17 protein-coding genes and 1 pseudogene are annotated in these 21,861 nt (G+C 70.9%); 5 read left to right on the forward strand and 13 right to left on the reverse strand.

What is annotated here, in order from left to right; all coding sequences use genetic code 11:
- Nucleotides 1-152 precede the first annotated feature (152 nt).
- On the forward strand, nt 153-1,334 hold the full coding sequence (locus tag OG390_RS47095; RefSeq protein ID WP_406176678.1) for an aminotransferase class V-fold PLP-dependent enzyme: 1,182 nt from the start codon (nt 153-155) through the stop codon (nt 1,332-1,334).
- Between the two features lie 161 nt (nt 1,335-1,495).
- Here the strand turns inward: OG390_RS47095 and OG390_RS47100 are convergent, their stop codons facing one another.
- The 4 genes from OG390_RS47100 to OG390_RS47115 form a co-directional block, all read right to left on the reverse strand.
- On the reverse strand, nt 1,496-2,047 hold the full coding sequence (locus tag OG390_RS47100; RefSeq protein ID WP_406176680.1) for a cyclase family protein: 552 nt from the start codon (nt 2,045-2,047) through the stop codon (nt 1,496-1,498).
- A gap of 75 nt (nt 2,048-2,122) precedes the next feature.
- The gene (locus OG390_RS47105; RefSeq protein ID WP_406176682.1) at nt 2,123-2,602 is read right to left on the reverse strand and encodes a TIGR03668 family PPOX class F420-dependent oxidoreductase; all 480 of its coding nucleotides are present in this window, start codon (nt 2,600-2,602) and stop codon (nt 2,123-2,125) included.
- Nucleotides 2,603-2,634: 32 nt separating this feature from the next.
- On the reverse strand, nt 2,635-3,462 hold the full coding sequence (locus OG390_RS47110) for an LLM class F420-dependent oxidoreductase (RefSeq protein ID WP_406176684.1): 828 nt from the start codon (nt 3,460-3,462) through the stop codon (nt 2,635-2,637).
- A gap of 51 nt (nt 3,463-3,513) precedes the next feature.
- Nucleotides 3,514-4,065, reverse strand: coding sequence for a hypothetical protein (locus OG390_RS47115; RefSeq protein WP_406176686.1), 552 nt, complete (start codon nt 4,063-4,065; stop codon nt 3,514-3,516).
- Nucleotides 4,066-4,374: 309 nt separating this feature from the next.
- Here OG390_RS47115 and OG390_RS47120 point away from each other — a divergent pair, with 309 nt between their 5' ends.
- Nucleotides 4,375-4,809, forward strand: coding sequence for a protease inhibitor (locus OG390_RS47120; RefSeq protein WP_399082559.1), 435 nt, complete (start codon nt 4,375-4,377; stop codon nt 4,807-4,809).
- A gap of 260 nt (nt 4,810-5,069) precedes the next feature.
- On the opposite strand, the gene OG390_RS47125 is transcribed toward OG390_RS47120, so the two are convergent.
- Together OG390_RS47125 and OG390_RS47130 are read right to left on the reverse strand one after the other, a co-directional pair.
- Nucleotides 5,070-6,080 (reverse strand): Ppx/GppA family phosphatase, encoded by a 1,011-nt coding sequence (locus OG390_RS47125; RefSeq protein WP_406176688.1) that lies wholly within the window; start codon nt 6,078-6,080, stop codon nt 5,070-5,072.
- A 214-nt stretch (nt 6,081-6,294) separates the two neighbouring features.
- Complete coding sequence (locus OG390_RS47130) at nt 6,295-6,792, reverse strand: methyltransferase family protein (RefSeq protein ID WP_406176690.1); 498 nt, start codon at nt 6,790-6,792, stop codon at nt 6,295-6,297.
- A 303-nt stretch (nt 6,793-7,095) separates the two neighbouring features.
- Between OG390_RS47130 and OG390_RS47135 the strand changes: the two genes are divergently transcribed.
- Nucleotides 7,096-8,667, forward strand: a complete 1,572-nt coding sequence (locus tag OG390_RS47135; RefSeq protein ID WP_406176692.1) for a bifunctional phosphatase PAP2/diacylglycerol kinase family protein — start codon at nt 7,096-7,098, stop codon at nt 8,665-8,667.
- Nucleotides 8,668-8,731: 64 nt separating this feature from the next.
- Here the strand turns inward: OG390_RS47135 and OG390_RS47140 are convergent, their stop codons facing one another.
- On the reverse strand, nt 8,732-10,234 hold the full coding sequence (locus OG390_RS47140; RefSeq protein WP_406176694.1) for an MFS transporter: 1,503 nt from the start codon (nt 10,232-10,234) through the stop codon (nt 8,732-8,734).
- A gap of 183 nt (nt 10,235-10,417) precedes the next feature.
- Between OG390_RS47140 and OG390_RS47145 the strand changes: the two are divergent.
- Nucleotides 10,418-10,672, forward strand: a pseudogene (locus OG390_RS47145) (toxin); the annotation flags it as partial.
- A gap of 4 nt (nt 10,673-10,676) precedes the next feature.
- Here the strand turns inward: OG390_RS47145 and OG390_RS47150 are convergent.
- From OG390_RS47150 to OG390_RS47170, 5 genes are all read right to left on the reverse strand, one after another.
- Entirely contained in the window at nt 10,677-13,505 is a 2,829-nt protein-coding gene (locus OG390_RS47150; RefSeq protein ID WP_406176695.1) for an NHLP bacteriocin export ABC transporter permease/ATPase subunit, read from the reverse strand.
- A gap of 1 nt (nt 13,506) precedes the next feature.
- A complete protein-coding gene (locus OG390_RS47155) occupies nt 13,507-15,729 on the reverse strand; it encodes an NHLP family bacteriocin export ABC transporter peptidase/permease/ATPase subunit (protein WP_406176697.1) in 2,223 nt (740 codons plus the stop codon).
- Nucleotides 15,726-16,535 carry an HlyD family efflux transporter periplasmic adaptor subunit gene (locus OG390_RS47160; RefSeq protein WP_406176698.1) on the reverse strand — a complete coding sequence of 270 codons (810 nt, stop codon included), beginning with the start codon at nt 16,533-16,535 and terminating at the stop codon, nt 15,726-15,728. The genes OG390_RS47155 and OG390_RS47160 overlap by 4 nt, the downstream gene beginning before the upstream one ends.
- A gap of 90 nt (nt 16,536-16,625) precedes the next feature.
- Nucleotides 16,626-16,841 (reverse strand): type A2 lantipeptide, encoded by a 216-nt coding sequence (locus OG390_RS47165; RefSeq protein ID WP_406176700.1) that lies wholly within the window; start codon nt 16,839-16,841, stop codon nt 16,626-16,628.
- A gap of 479 nt (nt 16,842-17,320) precedes the next feature.
- Complete coding sequence (locus OG390_RS47170; RefSeq protein WP_406176702.1) at nt 17,321-17,734, reverse strand: PaaI family thioesterase; 414 nt, start codon at nt 17,732-17,734, stop codon at nt 17,321-17,323.
- A 195-nt stretch (nt 17,735-17,929) separates the two neighbouring features.
- Here OG390_RS47170 and OG390_RS47175 point away from each other — a divergent pair, with 195 nt between their 5' ends.
- Nucleotides 17,930-19,327 carry a S1 family peptidase gene (locus OG390_RS47175; protein ID WP_406176704.1) on the forward strand — a complete coding sequence of 466 codons (1,398 nt, stop codon included), beginning with the start codon at nt 17,930-17,932 and terminating at the stop codon, nt 19,325-19,327.
- 176 nt (nt 19,328-19,503) lie between these two features.
- Here OG390_RS47175 and OG390_RS47180 read toward each other — a convergent pair whose 3' ends face one another.
- The gene (locus tag OG390_RS47180; RefSeq protein ID WP_406178289.1) at nt 19,504-21,663 is read right to left on the reverse strand and encodes a SpoIIE family protein phosphatase; all 2,160 of its coding nucleotides are present in this window, start codon (nt 21,661-21,663) and stop codon (nt 19,504-19,506) included.
- Nucleotides 21,664-21,861: the final 198 nt, after the last annotated feature.

The following is a 21,861-nucleotide window of genomic DNA, read 5'->3' on the forward strand; positions in this document are numbered from 1 at the left end:
CAGGCGGCGCAGGTTGAGCACTGCGCACTGCGGGGCTCCGTTCATCACTTTTCTTGGCCTGTCAGACGCAGAAACATTCACTTTACTGATGTACGCCACTTTGGGAACGTAAGGGACGCAAACGCATCTCGGGCAGACGGGAAGTCATCGGTATGGACATCGACGCGCTCCGCAAGGACACCCCGGGCACGGCGAACCGGGTGCACCTCAACAACGCCGGAGCCGGTTTGCTCTCCCGGCAGACCCTTGCGGCGATGACCTCCCATCTGGAACTCGAAGCGGCCATCGGCGGATACGAGGCGGCAGGCCAGGAGCGGGACAGAATCGACGGCACCTACACGAACCTCGCCCGGCTGGTGGGCGGACGGGCCGACGAGATCGCGCTGTTCGACAACTCCACCCACGCGTGGAACGCCGCCTTCTACTCCATGACCTTCGAGCCGGGCGACCGCATCCTGACCGGCAGGGCCGAGTACGGCAGCAACGTGCTGGCCTACCTGCAGGTCGCCCGGCGAACCGGCGCCGAGGTCGTCGTGGTCCCCGACGACGAGTCCGGACAGCTCGACACCGCGGCGCTGGCCGACCTGATCGACGAGCGCACCAAGCTGGTCGGTGTCAGCCACATCCCCACCAGTGGCGGTCTGATCAACCCGGCGGCCGAAATCGGCAGGATTGCACGGGCGGCCGGCGTGCCCTTCCTGCTGGACGCCACACAGTCCGTGGGACAACTCCCCGTCGACGTCGCCGAGATCGGCTGCGACATGCTCACCGCCACCGGCCGCAAGTTCCTGCGCGGACCGCGAGGGATCGGCTTCCTGTGGGTCCGTCCGGAGGCCCTTGAGCACCTCGACCCGTTCGTCATCGAGATCGAGTCCGCCGCCTGGGACGGCGCGCGTGGCTTCACCTGGCACGACGGCGCGCGGCGCTTCGCGACCTGGGAGGTGAGCTACGCCAACGTCCTGGGGCTGGACGCCGCCGTGGCCCAGGCCCTTGAGCTGGGCCTGGACCAGATCGGCAAGCGAGTCGTGGCCCTCGGCGCGTACCTGCGCGACCGGCTGGCGGCCCTGCCTGGCGTCACCACGTACGACCTGGGCCGGGACCGGTGTGCCATCGTGACGGCGAAGGCCGATGCCCTGCCCACCGCCGATGTCGCCAGGGCGCTCGCGCAGCGCGGCATCAATGTCTCCACGACCACCCCCGAGCACACCCAGTTCGACACCGAGAACCGGGGCGTCCACCCCTTGGTGCGGCTCTCCCCGCACTACTACAACACCGAGGCCGAACTCGACCGGGCCGTCGAGGTCATCGCCGAACTCGCGCGCACGGCCGGCTGAACCGACGGCATGTCCCGCACCGAGGCGGCGTCAGTGGACCGTTGTCCTGCCGAGCAGGTCGGTGACGCCCACCTCGACGTACGGGACGCGCCCGCGAGGGCGCTCCGGTGGCCCGAAGACCTCTCGAAGGCGGGCGAATCCACAAACCGTGCCGGAGGCGCCTACGCCGACCCCGCCCGGCCCCCGATGCGGGCCGTCGCCCGGACCGGGGCACCGTCCGCCCCGGGCAGACGCAGCGGGAAGAGGAACACCTCCACCGGGCTGCCCGCAGCCTGCGCGGTGGCGACGTAGTCGAGGCGCGTCAGGTTCTCGGCGATCACGCCTTCCGTGCCGCACAGGATGCGGTGGGCCGGAAGGCCGGTGCCGCCCGTGGGGTCCACGCTCAGCGCGTCGATGCCGACGGTGCGCACCCCCGCGTTGACGACGGCCTGGGCCGCGTCGGGTGTGAGCCAGGGATGCGCCAGGTAGTGGTCCGTTCCCCAGTACGCCGACCAGCCGGTGGCCAGCAGCAGGATCGCGCCGGGCCGCAGGCGCACGCGGGCCAGCGCGGGCGCGAGCAGGTCCAGGGTGATCGGGGCCCGCGCGGGGAGGCCGCGGACGTCGGCGACGACCGCGGGACCCGCGAAGCGCTCCAGCGGCAGTTCGTCCAGCCTGGGCCAGGCATCGTCCACGTGGTACGGCGCGTCGACGTGCGTCCCGGACTGCGAACCCATGTGCAGCCGCAGGACGTTGACGCCGTGATGCTCGCCGTCGCGAGACCGAAGACGAACGGCGGAACCGTCGGCGGCTCAGCCGGGTGGGTCGGTCTCCGGTGCCGCGCGCCAGCCGTGCCACCGGTGGACGGTGATCGCGATCACCGGGCCGTCCGGCGGCTGCGAGCGGTACGGTGCGTACTTCTCCCGCAGCGGTGCGATCGCCGCGGTGTACTCGTCCCGGACGCGGGACTCCGGTGCGTCGGGCGGCAGGATGCGGGCGTCGCCGTCCGCCCGTACCCACCACAGCCGGTCCCAGTCCTCGTCGTAGGCGTCCACGAGCAGACAGACGGCCGGGTGGGCGGCGACGTTGCGCAACCGCTTCAGCCGCGGTGATCTCTTGGGCTTGCGGTCGACGGCGGTGACGATCTCGTCGCGGCGGCGCGCGCAATCGCCGTACTGCGCGAACACGACCGGCACCAGGTGGGGTCGCCCCTCGGCGTCCACCGTCGCCAGGCGCGCCACCCGTGCCGTCAGAAACCGGCGGCGCGCCTCGTTCTCGTCCATGTCCGGCACGGTGAGCTCCGTATCCCCGGCGGCCGGCGCGGTCAGCGGTGGGAGGACGCGGTTTCGGCCAGCTCGTCCAGCGTGCGCAGCGTCTGGTCCTCCGGCCGGGTCGGGAGAAAGAGCAGTACGCGTTCGACGCCGAGTTCCGCGTAGATGTCGAGGGACTCGCGGTCGTGCCGGGCCCCGTACACCACCACGGCCGGCCGGTCACCGGCGATCTGCCGCATGCGGTCGATCCGCGCGCCGAGCTCCTTGGGAGGTACCCCGCTGGGCATCCACGCCGTCCCGTATGCGGCGACGCGGGCGAAGGCGCGGTCGCTGTTGCCGCCGACCCAGACGGGCGGGTACGGCCGCTGGACCGGCTTGGGCCAGCTGTACACCGGGTCGAAGTCGACGAAGTCGCCGTGGAACTCGGCCTCGTCCTTGGTCCACAGCTCGATGATCGCGCGGATCCGTTCGTCCATCAGCCGACCGCGCTTGGCCGGATCCGTCCCGTGGTTGCGCATCTCCTCCCGATTCCAGCCGGCGCCGACACCGAACACGGCACGGCCGCCGGAGACCCGATCGAGGCTGGCCACTTCCTTCGCGGTGATGATCGGATCACGCTCGACCACCAGCGCGATCCCGGTGCCCACCAGCAGCTCGCGGGTCACGGAGGCGACCGCGGCGAGCGCCACGAACGGGTCGAGCGTGCGGTAGTACACGCGGGGCAGATCACCTCCTGCCGGGTACGGCGTCTCCCGCTTCACCGGAATGTGCGTGTGCTCGGCCGGCAGGAGCGCGTCGAACCCGCGCTCCTCCAGGGCCGGTCCGAGCGCTGCCGGACCGATGCCCTCATCGGTGAGAAACGTCGACACCCCGAACTTCATCCGCGACCACCTCGCCTCATCGGCACCTTGGTGCCAGTGTGGCGCGGTTCGTCACTCCTCGTCGGACGGGGCGTCTTCCGGTTCGGCGTCCGGGCCCTGCGCCCGGACCCGCTGCACGTGCTCCAGCGAATCGCGCAGCTCGGCGAGCCAGTCGTCGGTGTGCCGCTGAACAAGGCGTACGCACCAGGCGAGGGCGTCGCTGCGGCTGCGCGCGACACCGGCGGCGACGAGGGTGTCGAGGACCTGGCGTTCGGGCTGGCGCAACCGGGTCATGACGGGCGCGGCGATGTGCGTGAACAGCGCGCGCTCACCGCCGCACTCCACACCCCAGGAGACCTTCTTGCGGAACCGGTGCTCCGCTTCGCGCGCCACCGCGACCCGGTCCTCGCGGGTGCGCTCCCGGAATTCCTGGATACGTGCCTGGACGGCCGCCTCCTTCTCGGCGTCCGAGGCGCCTTCGGTGAGCCGGGGCTCGGGGATGCGGCCGATGACGGTGATCTCCTCACGGTCGACCGTCACCTCCGGGAGGCTCTCGAAGAGGTCGTCGGGCAAGCGGCCGGCGAACCAGCCGCGCAGCTTCTCGCATTGCTCGGTTGTAATCATGTAATCACCATTACTCCATTGCCAGTCAGAGGCAAGGGTCTCCGCCATGGGCTGAAGCGGAATGTTTCAGGCCTATTGCCGAGCCAAGGGAATCCGGCCAGGAAGGCGCTTCCTGTGATCAACAACCGCGCAGTTCCCGGGCTTGCACGTTCGAATTCCGTAACTTCACGCCACTGTTTCAACACTCAAAGTTACCGAAACGCATGGGGTCGATGTGTGTTTCCGGTGCGGACTCGGCAGACTCGCGCTCGCCGAACCGGCACCCAACCGAGCCGGTATCGCATTCAATCGAGCGGAAGGATGCACACAATGCCGACCACCGCGCGCTGGGCAGCGACTCTCACCCTGACGGCCACCGCCGTCTGCGGACCCCTGCTCGGGTCCGCCCACGCGGCCCCGAGCCTCGGTCCGTCCGGGCTCTACGCCCCCTCGGCCCTGGTGCTCACCATGGGCCACGGAAACAGCGCAGCCACCGTCACTCCGGAACGGGCGGTCACCCTGAACTGCGCCCCGACCGCCTCCGGCACCCACCCCGCCGCCGCCCTGGCCTGTGCCGAACTCCGCGGAGCCGGCGGCGACTTGGACGCTCTGACAGTCAGAGACGGGACCGTGTGTACGAAGCAGTTCGACCCCGTGGTCGTCACGGTCGACGGCGTCTGGCAGGGCAAGCGCGTCTCGTACGAGCGCACCTTCGCCAACGAGTGCGTGAAGAACTCCTACGGGATGACCGTCTTCACGTTCTGAGGGACCGGGATCGCGCGGTTCTCGTGAACGTCGATCGAGGTCCGTAGCTGGGGAGTGCGGGCCCCGTCGCGGGGCGCCACGCGATTTCGCACCGGGGGTCGGCCGGACAGAGTGGGGCTGTCGGCCGGCCCTCGGCATGTGCGTGTACACGATCGACGGCGCCTCGGCCTTCGCATGCACTACTGCTTCAACGAGCCCTGTCGAAGCGGTTGTTGAGGTGGAGGCCGGGGGACCGGGGCGGGCGTCACGGTGACACCCGCTCAGCGCACCGGGGTCGCGATGCGCAGGTGGGTCCCACCGGCCGGCGGCATGACCTCGTCACTGTGCCGGGTGATGTCCGCCCACCATGAGTCGCCCTCCTCCATGTGCCGCAGCAGAATGCCCTCGCGGATGGCCCAGGGGCAGATGGAAACCCTCTTCAGGCCGGTCAGTTTCATCGCCGTGTGCCCGACCACCGCACCCGCCAGGCTCTGGACGGCCCGCGGTGCCGAGATGCCCGGCAGCAGCGCTCGCTCCGCGGCCGTGAGCCGCGCGAGCCGGTCGAGTGCGTCGTGTAAGTCCGCTCGGCGCAACTCCCGTTCCACGAAGGGGCCATGGCGTCCGGGCGGCGCACCGCACAGCCGGGCCAGCTGCTGGAAGGTCCGCGACGTCGCCACGGCGGTGCGCGGTCCCTCCCAGCGGATCCGTGCGGCCACGTCCCGCAGTTGATGGCGTACGTTGCGACGCAGTGCCCTGACGCTCTCCTCCGACGGCGGGTCCTGGCCTTCGAAGAACTCGCGGCTCAGCCGGCCCGCGCCGAGCGGTAGCGACGCCACGAAGTCCGGCAGCCTGCCTCGGCCGAACGCCACCTCCAGCGAGCCGCCGCCGATGTCGAGGAGTGCGAGCGGCCCGGAGCGCCAGCCCATCCAGCGGCGCGCCCCGAGGAACGTGAGCTCGGCCTCCACCTCTCCCGGCAGAGTGCACAGCCGCACTCCGGTCTGCGCGCGTACGGCGCACAGCACCTCCTGACGGTTGGGGGCGTTGCGCACCATGGTCGTCGCGAAGGCCAACGGGCCCGCCGCGCACCATCGTTGGGCCATGCTGCCCGCCGCGCGCACCGCCTCGACCAGTTGCCCCACCGCCTCGTCGGGGATCGCGCCGCCATGCGCCATCCGCTCGGACAGTCGCAGCCGCCACTTGGCGGTGTGCACCGGCAGCGGCACCCCGCCCTCGGCATCCGCCACCACGAGCCGCACCGTGTTCGACCCCACATCCACCACGCTCAGCCGCATGCCGCTGCATGTACCCCGGTGCTCCGGCGGCACTCCCCGCGTGCGCCTTCGCGCACCGTCGAGGTCATCGGGGCCGGGCCGGAGGCCGATCGTGCGGCATGGGATACGGGGACAGCGCGGGGACGGGCGCCCCGCCGGACAGCGGACTCCCACCCGCCGTGCCGTGGCTCGTCCTTGCCGGGATCCCGGTGCTGTCCCTCGCGCTGCCGCCGAGTCAACCGGTGTCGCGCCAGGGGCGGAGCCTGGGCAGCCAGCCGGGTACCGCTCGTCGGTAGCGCTCGTACTCCGCGCCGAATCGGTCGATCAGTTCCGGTTCCTCGTACCACCGCGCGAACGCCGCCATCACGAGCCCGGCGACCGCGCCGTACACCAGCAGTACCGGCCGGGCGAGCAGCAGGGACTGCCCGGCGATCCGCGCGACGACGGCCACGTACATCGGATTGCGGACATGCCGGTAGAGCCCGCCCACGACCAGGTGTTCCGTGGGCGCGACCGGGGCCGGAGTGCCGAGGCCCTCGACGACGAACCGCGCGAAGGCGAACAACAGGACCACCGCGCCCGCGGCCAGGGGCACCAGACCCAGCACGCGCACGGGCCCCCACCAGTGACCGGCCCGCCAGCCCGTCAGCCACCAGGGGAGGAGGACCGCCACGGTGCCGGGAGCCAGCGCCAGGAAGAGAGAGCTGCCGGCCGCCGCCGCAGATCTGCGCATACGGCCACCATGACGGCTGCGCGGCGCGGCGTAAACGGGCGGCGCAGTGGGGCTGGCGGTCAATTCCATGTGCCGTCGGCGGGCAGGAGGTCACCGGCGGCGGACAGCCCGTGACCCGCGTGCGCCGAAGGTCGGCAGCCCCTTGCCGACGTTCGCCGGCCGGAGCGGAGAGGCCGGCAGTCGGCTACTGACGTTCGCCGGCCGGAGCGGATACGTCACTGGCATGCGCCGCACGGAGCAGACACGTCACCGGTCCGAGTCACCCGGGATGCCGACGCAGACGCGGCACCGTAGCGATGGAGCATGCGTGTACTCGGCGAACTGGACCAGCGGCTGTTCACACGGGTGGCCGGGGCACGGGTGCCCGGAGCCGATCCGGCGCTGCGGCGGCTCAGCCACTCCGCCGACCACGGGCGCCTGTGGCTGGGTACGGCGGCCGGGCTCGCGGCGATCGGCGGGCACCGGGCCAGACGGGCGGCGCTGCGCGGTGTGGGCTCGCTCGCGCTGGCCTCGCTGACCGTCAACACGGTCGTGAAGTGGAGCGCCCGGCGCCCCCGCCCGCTGCTGGATCTCGTACCGCAGATCCGGCACCTCGGGCATCAGCCGCACACCACGTCCTTCCCCTCCGGGCACTCCGCGTCCGCCGCGGCCTTCGCCACCGGCGTGGCCCTGGAATCCACCCGCTACGGCGCCATGGTCGCGCCCCTCGCCGCCACCGTCGCCTTCTCCCGCGTCTACGTGGGCGTGCACTACCCGGGAGACGTGCTGGTCGGCGTGGTGATCGGCGCCGGAGCCGCCGCGCTCACCTGCCGCTGGTGGCCACCGCGCGCGACTGCCCCGGAGCGGGAGCGGCCCGCGGCAGACGCGCCCGCGCTGCCCCGCGGCGAGGGACTGGTCGTGTTCGTCAACAGCCGGGCCGGCACCGGCGCGCCGGCCGCGCCACTGCCGCCCGCCGAGCGGCTGCGCGCCCTGCTGCCCGGGGCCGAGCTGATCGAGCGGGGCCCCGGGGACGACTTCACCGCGCTGCTCGCCGAGGCCGCCGACCGGGCCGCGCGGGCGGGCGGCGCGCTGGGCGTGTGCGGAGGCGACGGCAGCGTCAACGCCGCGGCCCGCGCGGCGGCCGAACGGGGGCTCGCGCTGGCGGTTTTCCCCGGCGGCACCCTCAATCACTTCGCCCAGGACGTGGGCGTCCCCGACTTCGAGGACACCGCTGTCGCGGTCGCCCGGGGCGAGGCGGTGGCCGTGGACTTCGGCGTGGCAAGGTCGGGGGCCGGGCAGGACGTGCGGTTCCTGAACACCTTCAGCATCGGCCTGTACCCCGAACTCGTGCGGCTGCGCGAGCACTTGGAGGACCGGTGGGGCAAGTGGCCCGCCGCGGCCGTCGCTCTCATCAGGGTGCTGCGCACCGCGACCCCCATCGAGCTGAGTGTCAACGGCCGCCCGCGCCGCCTGTGGCTGCTCTTCGCGGGCAACGGCCGGTACGTGCCCGAGGGCTTCGCCCCTGCCTTCCGGCCGCGCCTGGACGACGGACTGCTCGACGTGCGGCTGATCGACGGCGACCGCCGGCTCGCGCGCACCCGCGTCATCGCCTCCGCGCTGGTCGGGGGGCTCCGCCGCTCCCGGGTGTACAGCGCCGAACAGGTCCCGTGGGTGCAGCTGGAGGGGCTCGCCGGTGCGGACAGTCTGGCGTACGACGGTGAAGTGGCCCCCAGCTCCTCGGAGTTGAGGCTGGAGAAGACGCGCCGGGCCATCGTCGTGTACCGGCCCGCGCAGCCGCAGAACGAGCTGGCTCAGCAGGCCCGCCTGGCCGCCGAGACGGCCCGTTACCGGAGAGGGTCGAGACGGTCCGCGACGAAAGACGCCGGACAGGGATGAGGGGCCGCCATCTCCCTGCAGACGGCGGCCCCTCGGCCTGGCGGGTGATCGGATCAGGAACCGATCACATGTGGACGACCGGTGCGGCGTTCGGGTCCTGCTCCAGCTTCCCGCGGCGGTAGAGCAGGGAGGCGATCAGCGCGCCCGCGACGAAGAAGCCGGCCGACCACCAGAAGGCGGTGGTGTAGCTCTCGATCGTGGACTGGGCCTGGACGAGCTTGTTGGTCGCGTCCTTGCCGGACAGATAGCTGGTCGCGGCGCTCGCGGCGAGCGTGTTCAGCAGCGCCGTACCGATCGAACCGCCCACCTGCTGCATGGTGTTGACGGTCGCCGAGGCGACACCGGCGTCGGCGGGGGCGACCCCGCTGGTCGCCAGCGACATGGCCGGCGGCATTACCATGCCGAGGCCCGCGCCGACCAGCAGTAGCTGCGGCAGCACTGCCGTCGAGAAGGACGAGCCGAGACCGATGCCGGTCAGCCACGCCATGCCGACCGCGGCGATCGCGAAGCCCGCGGGGATGACGGCCTTCGGCCCGATCCGCGGCACCAGGATCGTGGTGGATACCTGCGCCATGATCATCAGGGCCGCCATCATCGGCAGGAACGCCACACCCGTCTTGGTCGGGCTGAAGCCCAGGTTCAGCTGCAGGTAGTAGGTGAGGAAGAGGAAGACCCCGAACATGCCCGCGCCGGTGATCAGGACCGTGATGAACGACGCGGCACGGTTGCGGTCGAGCAGCACGCGCATCGGCAGCAGCGGGTGCTTGGCCCGGGTCTGCCACCAGGCGAAAGCGGTCAGCAGGATGCCGCCGGCGGCCAGGAAGCCCCAGGTGGCGGGCGAACTCCAGTCGTGCGTCTCGGCGTTGGAGAAGCCGTAGACCAGGGAGAAGAGACCGGAGGAGACCAGCAGCGTGCCCGGCAGGTCGAGCTTGGAGTTCGCCGCGTCACGGTGATTGGTCAGCAGCACCCAGCCACCGGCGAAGGCGACGATCGCGAAGACGATGTTGACGAAGAGCGTCCAGCGCCAGTCGAGCGCGTCGGTCAGCACACCGCCCAGCAGCAGACCCACCGCGCCGCCGGCGCCGGCGATCGCGCCGTACACGCTGAACGCCTTGGCGCGTTCCTTGGCGTCGGTGAAGGTCGTGTTCAGCAGCGAGAGTGCGGCGGGAGCGAGGAGCGCGCCGAAGACGCCCTGGAGGGCGCGGGCGGTGACCAGCATTCCGAAGCTGGTGGACGCGCCGCCGAGCACGGAGGCCGCGGCGAACCCGGCGACACCGATCAGGAAGGCGGGCTTGCGCCCGAAGAGGTCCGCGATGCGCCCGCCGAGCAGCAGGAGGGAGGCGAAGGCCAGGGAGTACGCGGTGACGATCCACTGCCGGTTGCCGTCGGAGAAGCCCAGATCCGCCTGGGCGGACGGCAGCGCGATGTTCACGATGGTGGCGTCGAGGACCACCATCAGCTGGGCGATGCCGGTGATCGCGAGGATCAACCAGCGTCGCTTGGACGCCTCCGCGGGTGGTGCGTCGACCGCACCCGCTCGGGTGCCGTCGGTCAGGGTCTGAGGCATGGGAGAACCACTCCAGGGAAGTCGCTCAAGGAAACGGAAGTCGTTCGAGGTAACGTGTACGTAAACGAAACTGTTTCGTACGCATCGAGGTTAGGTCACTTCGAGCGAAACGGCAACGTTTCGCTGGGGTCGACGGATGAGGTGACGGTGGCCCGAAGGTCATGTATTCCTTGACGGGAATATGAGCTGCACTTCGACCTCGAAGCCCTCGACGAGAAGCGCACGCATTTCACGCTCACCAATGTTCTGGTGGCCGAGAACACCGCCGCGCGCAACGGAGCCGGCTGGGAGGTGTGCCTGGCCGGCCTCGACGCGAAGGCACGGGGCGAGCGGCCTGAAGGCCCGCACGCCGGTGCCGGTGCGCCCTGGAAGGAGATCTATCGCGGCTACATCGAGGCCGGAGTCCCCTCGGGTGCCCCGGTCCCGGGCCTCGACTGACCGCTCACTGCATCTGGCGCCGCACCAACTCGTGCAGCCGCCCGCCCGTGTCCGCCAACAGCTGTGCGGGCGGGCCCTGCTGGGCGACCCGGCCGTCCTCCATCACGATGACGCGGTCCGCGTCCATCACCGTGGACAGGCGGTGCGCGATCACGACTCTTGTGGCGTTGAGCGCCCGGGTGCTCTCGATGACCGTGCGCTGCGTCTCGTTGTCCAGGGCACTGGTCGCCTCGTCGAAGAAGAGGATGCGGGGGCGTCGGATCAGCGCCTGGGCGATCATCAGCCGCTGGCGCTGACCGCCGGAGATGGCACCGCTGCCGGAGACGATGGTGTGCAGACCCATCGGCATGCGTTTGATGTCCTCGGCCAGGCCCGCCATCTCGGCCGCGGCCATCGCCTCCTCGGGCGTGTAGGGCTCGGTGCCGCAGATGCAGTCCAGGATCGAGCCGGTGAACGGCTGTGCGTGCTGGAGCACCACACCGCACTGACGGCGTACGGCGGACTGGTCGAGGGCCGCCAGATCCTGGCCGTCGTACAGCACACTGCCCGACACCGGTTTGTCGAAGCCGATGAGCAGCCGCAGCAGCGTGGACTTGCCGCAACCGCTGGGACCGACGATCGCCACGAACTCGCCCGGCCTGATGTCGAACGACACGTCGTCGAGGACGAGCGGGCCGTCGTCGGCGTACCGGAAGGAGAGCCTTCGGGCCTCGATGCCGCCGGACAGGATGCCCGGGCGGGTGCTCGCCACGCGTACCTCGGGCGTCGCATCGAGCACCGGCTTGATCTCCTCGAACATCGGCAGCGCGGCCGCCGCCGAGACGAACGCGCCGGTGATCTGGGTGACCGAGGTGAGCAGCATCGTCATCGAGGTGCTGAAAGTGAGGAAGTCCGCGGCCGACAACGAGCCGTGCGCCGGGCCCGCCAGCAGCATGAACATCAGCAGCGAACAGAGCGGCAGATACACCGCGCCCATCACCGTGGTGAGGTTCTTGATGCGGCCGACCTTCTGCTGGAGTTCGCGGCTGCGCGCGAACTCGCTCGCCCAGGCGGCGTACGCGTAGTTCTCGGCCGCCGCGACCCGCAGCTTGGGCAGTCCGCGCAGGGTCTGGAACGCCTGGTTGTTCAGCTTGTTGCTGAGCACGACGAGGCGGCGCTGCCAGCGCACCTGCCACAGGCCCAGGCCCAGGAACACGGCCGCGATGACGACGAGCATGCCGATCGCGGCCAGCGCCATCGGCACGCTGTACCAGAACAGCAACCCCAGGTTCATCGCGCCGACCGTACCCGCCTGCGCGACTGTCGGGCCGACACCCGCGAGGAGCCGGCGGATCGCGCTGATGCCCATGGCGGCACTGGCGAGCTCACCGGTCGAGCGTGCGGTGAAGAACTTGGTCGGCAGCCTGAGCAGCCGGTCCCACACGGCCGGCTGGAGCGTGGCCTCGATCCGCCCCTCCATCCGCAGCATCGTCAGGTTCTGCAGGAGCATGAACGCCGCCGACACGATGCTGGTGATCATGATGGCCAGACAGACCTGCACGATGAGACCGTGCTGGGCCTTCGGCACGTACTCCCCGAGCACCTTGCCGGTGGCGATCGGCACCAGCGCGCCGATCGCCACGGTCACCAGACCGCTGATGGCGAGGTTGCGCAGATCGCCGCCGGTGCCCTGCAGACAGAAGCGAAGCAGCCGCAGCGGGCTCAGCCTCCGCTCGGGCAGCGGCCGGTAGAACATCACGCCCCGCGGCTCGAACTCCGCCGCATTCGCCTTCTCGACCGGTGTCTCGCGCCCGGACGACGGCTGCACGGCCACGTATCCGCCGCGCCGCCACAGCAGCGCGACCGGCGCACCCGAGACGGCCCGGTGGCCTATCAGCGGACCGATGTTGTCCCGCCACCAGCGCCCGTCCAGGCGTACCGCACGGGTGCGGACGCGCGAGGCGAGCGCGATTCGTTCGACCGGGTCGAGCCGGTCGCTCTCCGTTCCGCTCTGCGCGGACTCCGCGAGGGTGATCCCGGCCTCGCGGGCGACCAGCTTGCAGGCCGCGTATGTGGCGTCCGCGTCGGCGGTGGTAGGGCGCTTGGCCGCGGACTTGCCGATGGAGGCGAGCAGGGTCCGGTCGGCCTGGGCACGGACGGCCTCGCCCGCCTTGATGCCCGCCGCCGTACGGTCCTCGTGGCTGGCCTCCAGCTGCTCGATCCAGCGGTCGAGCGTGGTCAGCAGGCGATACTGCTGGTCGACCATGCTCTGCCAGACACCGGGGTCCATCAGCAGGTCGGCGGCCGCTTCGGCGCCGTACAGCGAGCCGTACTGCACACTGCCGGGCGGCACCTGCATCCAGAAGACGTCGTCGTCCGTGAGCGCGGCGGCGTTCTCGGTCGCCATCGGCGCCTGGAAGAGGATGGAGAGGCTGCGGCCGACGCCGAGGGCGAGGGCGTACTCCAGCGGGCTCGACGTCGGCGGTACGTACTGGGGGTTGCCGTACTCGTCGTACGACCAGGTCTCGGTGTTGACCGGCTGGTACAGCTCACGCAGCACGATCCGGTGCACCACGCAGTCGCGCAGCGGGCGTCCGACGAGCGTGTGTTGGGGTCCCGCGACCGGGCCGAGGAGAAGGGAGCCCGCTTCGAGCCGGCCGAGGTGGTGCCAGTGGCCCTGCTGGGCGGCGTCGACCGCGAACAGGTCCATGGCACCCGCCGCGACGAGCCACAGGACTTGCGGGCCTTCCAGGTCGAGGCGGTTGAGGCCGGTGCAGTCGACCGGCGTGCCCATGCCGCCGAGCGCGCCGAGGACGAGGTCTCCCTCGTGAACGCCCTCGTGAACCGTGGTCATCTCATCGCTCCTTGACCAGCTCGGCGTACGGGCCGCCGGCCGCCACCAGGGCGTCGTGCCGCCCGCGTTCCACGATCGTGCCGTGCTGAAGTACGACGATCTCGTCGCTGTCGCGCACTGTGCTGAGCCGGTGCGCGATCACGACACAGGCGCAGCCGCGCTTGCGCAGGTTGTCCATGACGGTCTGCTCGGTCTCCGCGTCCAGCGCGCTGGTCACCTCGTCGAGCACCAGGATGCTGGGCCTGCGGACCAACGCCCGTGCGATCTCCAGGCGTTGACGCTGGCCGCCGGAGAAGTTTCGTCCGTCCTGCTCGACCCGGCTGTGGATGCCGCCGGGACGGCGCATGACCACGTCGTACAGCGCCGCGTCCTCCAGCGCCGCGACCACGGCGTCGTCCGGGATCGACGGATCCCACAGCGCGATGTTGTCGCGGACCGTGCCCTCGAAGAGGAAGACGTCCTGGTCGACGAAGGACACGGAGGCCGCGAGGGCGCCGCGCGGGATGTCCTCCAGGCGCTGCCCATCGATGCGGATCGTGCCTTCCCAGGGGGCGTACAGGCCCGAAATCAGCCTGGAAACCGTCGACTTGCCGCTTCCCGAGCCCCCGACCAGTGCGACCTGCTGGCCCGGCCCAACCGTCAGCGAGAAGCCGGTGAGCAGCGGCTTGTCGAGCGGGCTGTAGCCGAACGTGATGTTCTCCAGCTCGACATGGCCGTGCAGACGGCGGGTGGACTCGCCGGTGCCCGAGCGGGCGTAGAGCGGGTCCGCCTGGAAGTTCTCGACGTCCTTGAGACGGGCCACGTCGGCCGCGAAGTCCTGGATGCGGCCCGCGACGCCGTTGAGGCGCGTGATCGGGGCGGTGAAGCGGGTGACGAGAGCCTGGAAGGCGACCAGCAGACCCACCGAGATATGGCCCTCGATCGCGCGCAGACCGCCGATCCACAGGATCAGCGCCGAGTTGAGCGCCGCGAGCGTCGGCGCGACCACACCCAGCCAGGCGCTCGGCACACCGAGGCGCTGCTGCTCCTCCAGCGTGGTCGCGTGCTGTCCCGCCCACTTGCGGAAGTAGCCGTCCTCGCCGCCGGTGGCCTTCATCGTCTCGATGAGCTGGAGCCCCGTGTAGGCCGTGTTGGTGAGCCGGGCGGTGTCCGCGCGCAGCTTCGCGGTGCGGGTCGCGCGCAGCCGGATCACCACCCGCATCGCCACCACGTTGAGCAGCGCCACGCCGATGCCCACGGCGGTGAGCTGCGGATCGTAGGTGTAGAGCAGCACGGCGTAGAGCACGACCACGATCGCGTCCACACCGGCCGCGGCGAGATCGCGGGCCAGGGTCTCGGCCACCGCGTCGTTCGACTGGAGCCGCTGCACCAGGTCGGCCGGGCTGCGCTGGGAGAAGAAGGTGACCGGCAGCCGTAGCAGATGGCGCAGGAAACGCGCGCTGGAAAGCGTCGAGGAGATGATGCGGCCGCGCAGCAGATTGGCCTGCTGCAACCAGGTCAACCCCACCGTGAGCAGCACCGAGGCGCCCATCGACGCGAACAGCACGCCGAGCAGGGAGCTCTGGCCACCGATCAGATACTGGTCGATGTATGTCCGGCTGAGCGCGGGGAGCGCCGCGCCGACCACCACCAGCAGCAGGCTCGCCAGCACAGCCGCGGGCATGGTGCCCGACGTGCCGCGCAGCCGGGCCGGCATGGCGCCCAGGACTCCCGGCTTGCGGCCGCCCCTGCGGAAGTCGGGTCCCGGCTCCATGACCAGGACGACTCCGGTGAAGCTGGTGTCGAAGTCCTCCATCGGCACGAACCGGCGTCCCTTGCCGGGGTCGTTGATGTGCACGCCGCGCCGCCCGAAGCGCCGTCCCATGCCGTCGTACACCACATAGTGGTTGAATTCCCAGAACAGGATCGCGGGCGCCCTCACCTCGGCGAGCGCGGCCGTGTCCATCTGCATGCCCTTGGCCGTCAGGCCGTAACTGCGCGCCGCCTTCAGCAGGTTGCTGGCACGCGAGCCGTCCCGCGAGACACCGCACGCGATACGCAGCTCTTCGAGCGGAATGTGCCGGCCGTAGTGACCGAGGACCATGGCGAGGGAGGCCGCACCGCACTCGACGGCCTCCATCTGGAGCACGGTGGGGGTGCGGACTGTCTTTCGCCTGCCCTTGGGGACCGTGCGCTTCGGGGGCGCGGCGCGGCGTCTGCCCCGGGTGTCCTGTGCGGTGGTCACGGCAGGAGCCAATCGATGGGGCGCTGATCGGCCATGCGGATCGAACCCGTGGCCAGGGTCATGGAAGTGAGCGCGAACGGCGGCCCGTCGGCCGAGGACCACTTGAGGCCGCTCTTCGTGCCGGAGGACCGGTCGAGTCGGACCAGGACGGCCACCGGCCTGCCCTTCTTGGTGAACTGCTCGCCCAGCTGGCTGTCACCGAGGAAGGAGGTGATCTGCTGCTGGGTCTGCACGGTCCGGTCGACCGCCTTCACATGGCCGCGCAGCACCCCGTACTGCTGGGTCGGCACCGACTGGACCGTGAGATCGACAGCGGCGTTCGCGGGAATCGTGGAGGCGTTCTCCGCGGGGACGTACACGGTCGCGTACAGCGGATCGTCGGCGTGGGCGACCTTCTCCACGGCGGCGACGTTCGCGCCGGTCGAGATGATCGCGCCGATGGTGGCGGCGAGCGCGGTGATGCGGCCGGCGGCGACGGTTCGCACGACAGCCGTTTCCCCTTGCGCCGTACGGACCTTCAGCACGGGGGCGTTCGCGGCGAGCCGTTCGCCCTCCTTGGCGAGGACCGCGGTCACCTGCCCGGCGACGGGGCTCTGCAGGACGTAGCTGCCCTCCCCGTGCGTGAGGATGGCGGGTGCGCCGACCGTGGACGCGACGGTGCCCGTCACGGCCCACACCGATGCGGCCGCCATGACGACGACGGTCACGGACAGCACGAGCCAGCCCTGGGGGCGGGCGAAGCGCACCGGAAGGTCCAGCTCTTCGGGCGATTGCAGCTTGGCGAGGGCCTGTTGGCGGAACTGCACGGGACTTCCCTCACCTGTTCGAGAGATTTACGACATCCGAGAGTCCCGGAACCGGGAAGCGGTTCCGGGACTCAACGGCATGAAATGCAATCAGAGACCGGCAACGAGGCCGGTGACCGGGGCGGTGTTCAGGCCGGTCACACCCTCGATGGTGCCGACGCCCGTGCCCACGAGGCCGGAGACCGGGGCAACGCTGTCGACCAGGCCGGTGACGGTGCCAACGGCGTTCAGCGACAGGCCGCCGGAGACGCTGTCGAGGTCGGCGTCCGAGATCTCAGCGGTCTCAACACGGGGGGTGGAGTTCATGATGGAACTTCCCTTCGTCTGGATATTTCATAAGGGGGGAGCGGCCCCCTCTGGGGGACAGATGACGGCCGCCACCGCGAGCGCGCGGCGCCCGTTTCCGGGAGCCTCGGTGCGACCCCCGCGGTGCAACGGATCAAAGCACGCCCGCGTGGCGCGTATCCAATCAACCAGGGCTCTCACCTGGGCACTTGAGCACTTCTACCGTCCAGCCGTGCAGGCGTGCACACGTCTCGGGGGCGACTTCTTCACATGCTGCGCGGCATCGATTCGTGCGTGCCCTTGCCGCCCCGGGATCGAATGGGACAGTCCCGTCGCAATGGCGCGGAGGGGGGCGCGCGACTGTGCAGATCTGTCGCGCGCCGTGCCTTCGTTGCGTATTCGATGTGCAGATTCGCTGAACCCGGGATTCCGTTCCAGGTCGGGGACGGACCGTTACTGATCGGTAGCGGATTGTGTCGTGCGCCCGGGTGTGCGTCCGCTCAGCCCAGAAGCGCGTACACCGTGCTCGCCCGCGCCGCGATCTCCTTCGATCCTTCGGCGGTCATGGTGATGTCCGCGAAGGCCATCCGGCGGCCCAGCTTGGTGAGCACCGCCTCGACCAGCACATCCGCCTCCGTCACCGCCCGCTGGAAGCTGGTGGACTGCTGGACGGTGGTCATGGGGACGAAGGCGCCGCGCGCCGCGGACACCGCGATCACGGTCGTCGTGTCGGCCGCGGCCATCAGCGCCTGGCCGGACAGCGAGCCGCCCTCCCGGGCTAGCCGCGCGGACCACGGCAGTCGCAGGACGGCGTGTCGGTCACCCAACTCCGCCACGGACAGGCCGAGGTCGAGCACCCAGGGGGCGAAATGGTCGGCGAGGATCTTGTCGGCTTCCGCGAGGTTCAGCGTCATGCGAGGCATTGTTCCCCGGTCGCTCGGCGGAAAGGCGGGATTGCCTCGTAATCCATGCCTTTCGCCGAGGTAACTCCTGCCTTTCTTAAAGGCAGTTGAACAACCCACGTGGCTCACCCGTATCAACAACCATCCAGGCGCCCCCCAGTCAGCTGCCGGACGGCGGCATCGACCCCGTCCCCAGGAGGTCAAGAGTTGAGTCACAAACGGATACCCAAGCGCAAGGCCGCCCTCGCGGCAGGAAGCGTGGCGGCGCTCGGAGCGGCGGCACTTCTGCTGCCCAATGCCAACGCGTCCCAGTCGAACTCGGACGACGCCACCCCCAAGACATTCAAGGCGACCGATGTCGGGGACGTCGCCTCACAGCTCGCCTCCCAGTTGGGTGACGCCTTCGCCGGGTCGTACTACGACTCCTCGAAGCAGCAGCTCGTCATCAATGTCGTCGGCGACAACAGCAATGTCGTCAACCGGATCGAGAAGGCCGGCGCCGTCGCCAACCAGGTGCAGAACAGCACCTCCGCACTCCAGGCCGCCGCCAAGACGCTGAAGTCGGACGCGACGATCCCGGGCACGGCGTGGGCCGTCGACCCGAAGACCAACAAGATCCAGGTCACTGCCGACAGTACGGTCACGGGTGCCAAGTGGAACAAGCTGACGTCGACCGTCGACTCGCTCGGCTCCGGTGTGGCCGCCGTCAAGAAGTCCGCCGGCTCGTTCAAGACGTTCGTGTCGGGCGGTGACGCCATCTTCGCCCAGGCGAACGGCGGCGGTGTGCGCTGCTCCCTCGGCTTCAACGTCACCGCGAGCGACGGCAGCCCCGCCTTCCTGACCGCCGGGCACTGCGGTGTCGCGGCCAAGCAGTGGTCGGACTCGCAGAACGGCCAGCCGATCGCGACGGTCGACCAGGCGACCTTCCCCGGCGCCGGCGACTTCTCACTCGTGAAGTACGACGACCCCAACACCCAGGCGCCGAGCGAGGTCAACGTCGGCAACGGGCAGACCGTCCAGATTACCCAGGCGGCGGAGGCCACAGTCGGTCAGCAGGTCTTCCGGATGGGCAGCACCACCGGTCTGCACGACGGCTCGGTCACCGGTCTCGACGCCACCGTCAACTTCCAGAGCGAGACCGACCCCAATGGTGTCGACACCGTCACCGGTCTCATTCAGACCGACGTCTGCGCCGAGGCGGGTGACAGCGGCGGCTCTCTGTTCACCCAGGACGGCAGCGCGATCGGCCTCACCTCGGGCGGCAGCGGTGACTGCACCACCGGCGGTGAGACCTTCTTCCAGCCCGTCACGACCGCGCTGGCGGCGGTCGGTGCGACGCTCGGCGCGGGAGACGCCGGGGCCGGCGCCGGTGACGGCGGCGCGGCCGACCCGAGCGCCAGTGCCAGCGACCCGGCGGGCGCGGCCGACCCGAGCGCCAGTGCCAGCGACCCGGCGGGGGCGGGCGACCAGGCCGGCGGTGCTGACGACCAGGCAGGTGGCGCGGGCGACCAGGCCGGTGGCGCCGCGGACCCGAGCGGAGCCGCGGGCGACCAGTCCGGCACCGGTACGGACGACGGCTCGGGCCTGGTGACCTCCACCCCCTGACGGTCGGTCACCAAGAACCACTGACCCGGCCGCGGAACAGCGCTCCCGGTCGGCAGTGGACGGGTCCGGCCCTCCGGCGGGAGGGCCGGACCGCCCGCGTCTGGACTTCCCGCGTTCGGGCTGCCCAGGGCAGCCTCACCGGACGGCTCCTCCTACGGGTCCTGCAGGGCGGCCCGTCAGTCGGGTGGCCGCGCCCGCAGCAGGAGCAGCGCGACATCGTCGGGCCGCTCCTGCGCCGACGTCCTGCCGTGCTGTACGAGGCTGTCGGCCAGCGCGTCCAGGGGCTGGTCGCCGGACTCGGCGAGCCGTCGGCCGAGGTCGGAGAGGGCGTCTTCGATGTCGACGCCGGGAGACTCGATCAGACCATCGGTATAGAGGGCGAGTACGGAGCCGGGGGTGAGCGGCACCTCGGTCGTCGGATACGTGGCCGACGCGTCGATTCCTAGCAGCGGGCCGCCGGCCAGATCGAGCACCCGGACCTTGCCGTCCGGCCGCCGCAGCAATGGCGGCGGATGGCCCGCGCGCGCCATGACGGCCACCTCGCGCGCGGGGTCCAGACGCAGATACAGACAGCTGGCGAAGAGGTCGGTGCCCAGGTCGATCAGCAGCCGGTTGGTGCTCCGCATCACCTCCTCCGGCGGCTGACCGACGGTCGTGTACGCCCGTACGGCGGTGCGGATCTGCCCCATCAGGCCCGCCGCCGTCACGTTGTGGCCCTGTACATCGCCGATCACCGCCGCGGCCCGGCCGGGCGAGGCCACCAGGTCGTAGAAGTCCCCGCCGATGTCCATGCCCTGAGTGGCCGGCAGATAGCGCGCGGCCGCCTCGATGGAGGGCAGCGACGGCAGCGAGTGCGGCAGCAGCGCGGCTTGCAGACCGTGCGCCAGCTGGAGCTTGGCGTCGTAGAGGAGGGCACGCTCCAGCGCCTGCGCGATCAGCCCGCCCAGGCTGGTCAGGACGGCACGCTCATCGGCGGGAAAGGTGTGCGGCTGGGCGTACGCCAGGACGCAGGTGCCCACCGGCCGCCCGGACGCGATGAGCGGCAGATAGGCCCACGCGGCCATGCCGTCCGGCGTCGTCTTCCGGGACGGGTAGATACGCTCCAGCTGCTGACGCGAGTCGAAGAAGGCGGGAACGCCGGAGTTCAGCGCATGGGTACCAGGGGTCTGCGCGCTGAGCGGCATTCCGTCGAAGCGCTCCACGACGTGCGCCTCCGGATAGCCCCGATGCCCGAGCACATGGAGGCGCCCGGCCCGCGTGCCGAGCAGGACCAGGGCCTGGCTGCCGACAGCGGGCGCGATCTCGTCCGCGACCAGTTGCACCACGTCCTGGACGCCTGCCGCCTCCGTGAGCGCGCTCGCCAGACTCAGCAGATGGGAGATGGTCACCAGGCGCGGGGTGCTGTCACCGCGCTGCGGCTCGGCACGGGTCATCTCGGTCACCGCCCGGGCCCGCGAGATGCGCACGCTCAGCCCGTTCGTACTGGGATACAGGCGAAACGACAGCCAGTCGCCGGGCGGCCGCAGCGCCACGAACGATGTCACCTGCTGGCTGAGCAGCGCGGCACGGTAGCGGTCCTCGTAAACGGGGTCGTTGAGCCAGGGCACCGCCGCCCACAGCTGGGTGCCCAGCAATCCGCTGGCCGGGACCCCGAGCAGCTCGGCCGTCGCCGTGTTCGCGTAGCTGATCCGCCCGTGCAGATCCAGCGCGCACAGCCCGTACGGCAGCCGCGCCACCATCCGCGCGGCCTCCACCGTGCTGAGCGTGCCGGCCACGGTCGTCGCGGCGGCCGGTGCCAGCAGGTCCGGCTCGGGGTGCACGGGACGGTGCTCCTTGGCGGCCCGCTCCAGACGCAGTGCGAGCCGGTCGCAGGCCGCAGTGAGATGGTCGCGTTCCCGGTCGGACAACTCCGGCGGGTGCGAGCCGGGCCAGGTCACGAAGACGGCGCCGTATGCCCTGTTCTCGGTCGTCACGGGGAGCGCCGCCAGCGCGAACGGATAGGGGAGCACCACGGCGATCCGCGGATAGCGGCCGGCCATCTGTTCCTCGCCGCTGACCCAGATCAGCCGCCGCTCGCGCACCGCCTCGGCCACCGGGATCGGGGCGCTCAGCCCCACCCGCTCCCACGGTGCGGCGAAGGCCCTGGGCAGCCCCGCCATGACCGCCATTTCCAGGACCGGCTCGCGGGGCGCCAGCAGGTAGACCGCGCCGGAGTGGGCGTGCACGTCGTCCATCATCGCGGCCAGCGTCAGCGACAGCAGCGGCCGTCCGACCTGCGCCGGTGGGCCCCCCGCCGGCGCCTGCCCGGACCCCTGCCAGTCGGACACGCCGACCACCTCCTCGCAGGGCCGCGCGACACATCCCAGGGTCAAGGCTCTCTCCTGGCGGCCCGTCCCGCACGGCGAGCGGACTCGCTGACGCGCCGCACGCCGACAGCCACCCGGGATCCCGCACGGCGCCGAGAAGCCGCGCGGTGACAGCGAGTCGCAGGCCCGACAGGCTCGGAACGGTCACAGGGGCTGCGCGAGCGTCCC

The sequence above is a fragment of the Streptomyces sp. NBC_00996 genome (assembly GCF_045162675.1).
Taxonomy (GTDB): Bacteria; Actinomycetota; Actinomycetes; order Streptomycetales; family Streptomycetaceae; genus Streptomyces.

What these genes read in the sequence shown, in the direction of transcription:
- OG390_RS47095 (WP_406176678.1), top strand. Translation starts at nt 153, where the DNA reads ATGGACATCGACGCGCTCCGCAAGGACACCCCGGGCACGGCGAACCGG.
- OG390_RS47100 (WP_406176680.1), bottom strand. Translation starts at nt 2,047, where the DNA reads ATGGGTTCGCAGTCCGGGACGCACGTCGACGCGCCGTACCACGTGGAC.
- OG390_RS47110 (WP_406176684.1), bottom strand. Translation starts at nt 3,462, where the DNA reads ATGAAGTTCGGGGTGTCGACGTTTCTCACCGATGAGGGCATCGGTCCG.
- OG390_RS47115 (WP_406176686.1), bottom strand. Translation starts at nt 4,065, where the DNA reads ATGATTACAACCGAGCAATGCGAGAAGCTGCGCGGCTGGTTCGCCGGC.
- OG390_RS47120 (WP_399082559.1), top strand. Translation starts at nt 4,375, where the DNA reads ATGCCGACCACCGCGCGCTGGGCAGCGACTCTCACCCTGACGGCCACC.
- OG390_RS47125 (WP_406176688.1), bottom strand. Translation starts at nt 6,080, where the DNA reads ATGCGGCTGAGCGTGGTGGATGTGGGGTCGAACACGGTGCGGCTCGTG.
- OG390_RS47130 (WP_406176690.1), bottom strand. Translation starts at nt 6,792, where the DNA reads ATGCGCAGATCTGCGGCGGCGGCCGGCAGCTCTCTCTTCCTGGCGCTG.
- OG390_RS47135 (WP_406176692.1), top strand. Translation starts at nt 7,096, where the DNA reads ATGCGTGTACTCGGCGAACTGGACCAGCGGCTGTTCACACGGGTGGCC.
- OG390_RS47140 (WP_406176694.1), bottom strand. Translation starts at nt 10,234, where the DNA reads ATGCCTCAGACCCTGACCGACGGCACCCGAGCGGGTGCGGTCGACGCA.
- OG390_RS47150 (WP_406176695.1), bottom strand. Translation starts at nt 13,505, where the DNA reads ATGACCACGGTTCACGAGGGCGTTCACGAGGGAGACCTCGTCCTCGGC.
- OG390_RS47165 (WP_406176700.1), bottom strand. Translation starts at nt 16,841, where the DNA reads ATGAACTCCACCCCCCGTGTTGAGACCGCTGAGATCTCGGACGCCGAC.
- OG390_RS47170 (WP_406176702.1), bottom strand. Translation starts at nt 17,734, where the DNA reads ATGACGCTGAACCTCGCGGAAGCCGACAAGATCCTCGCCGACCATTTC.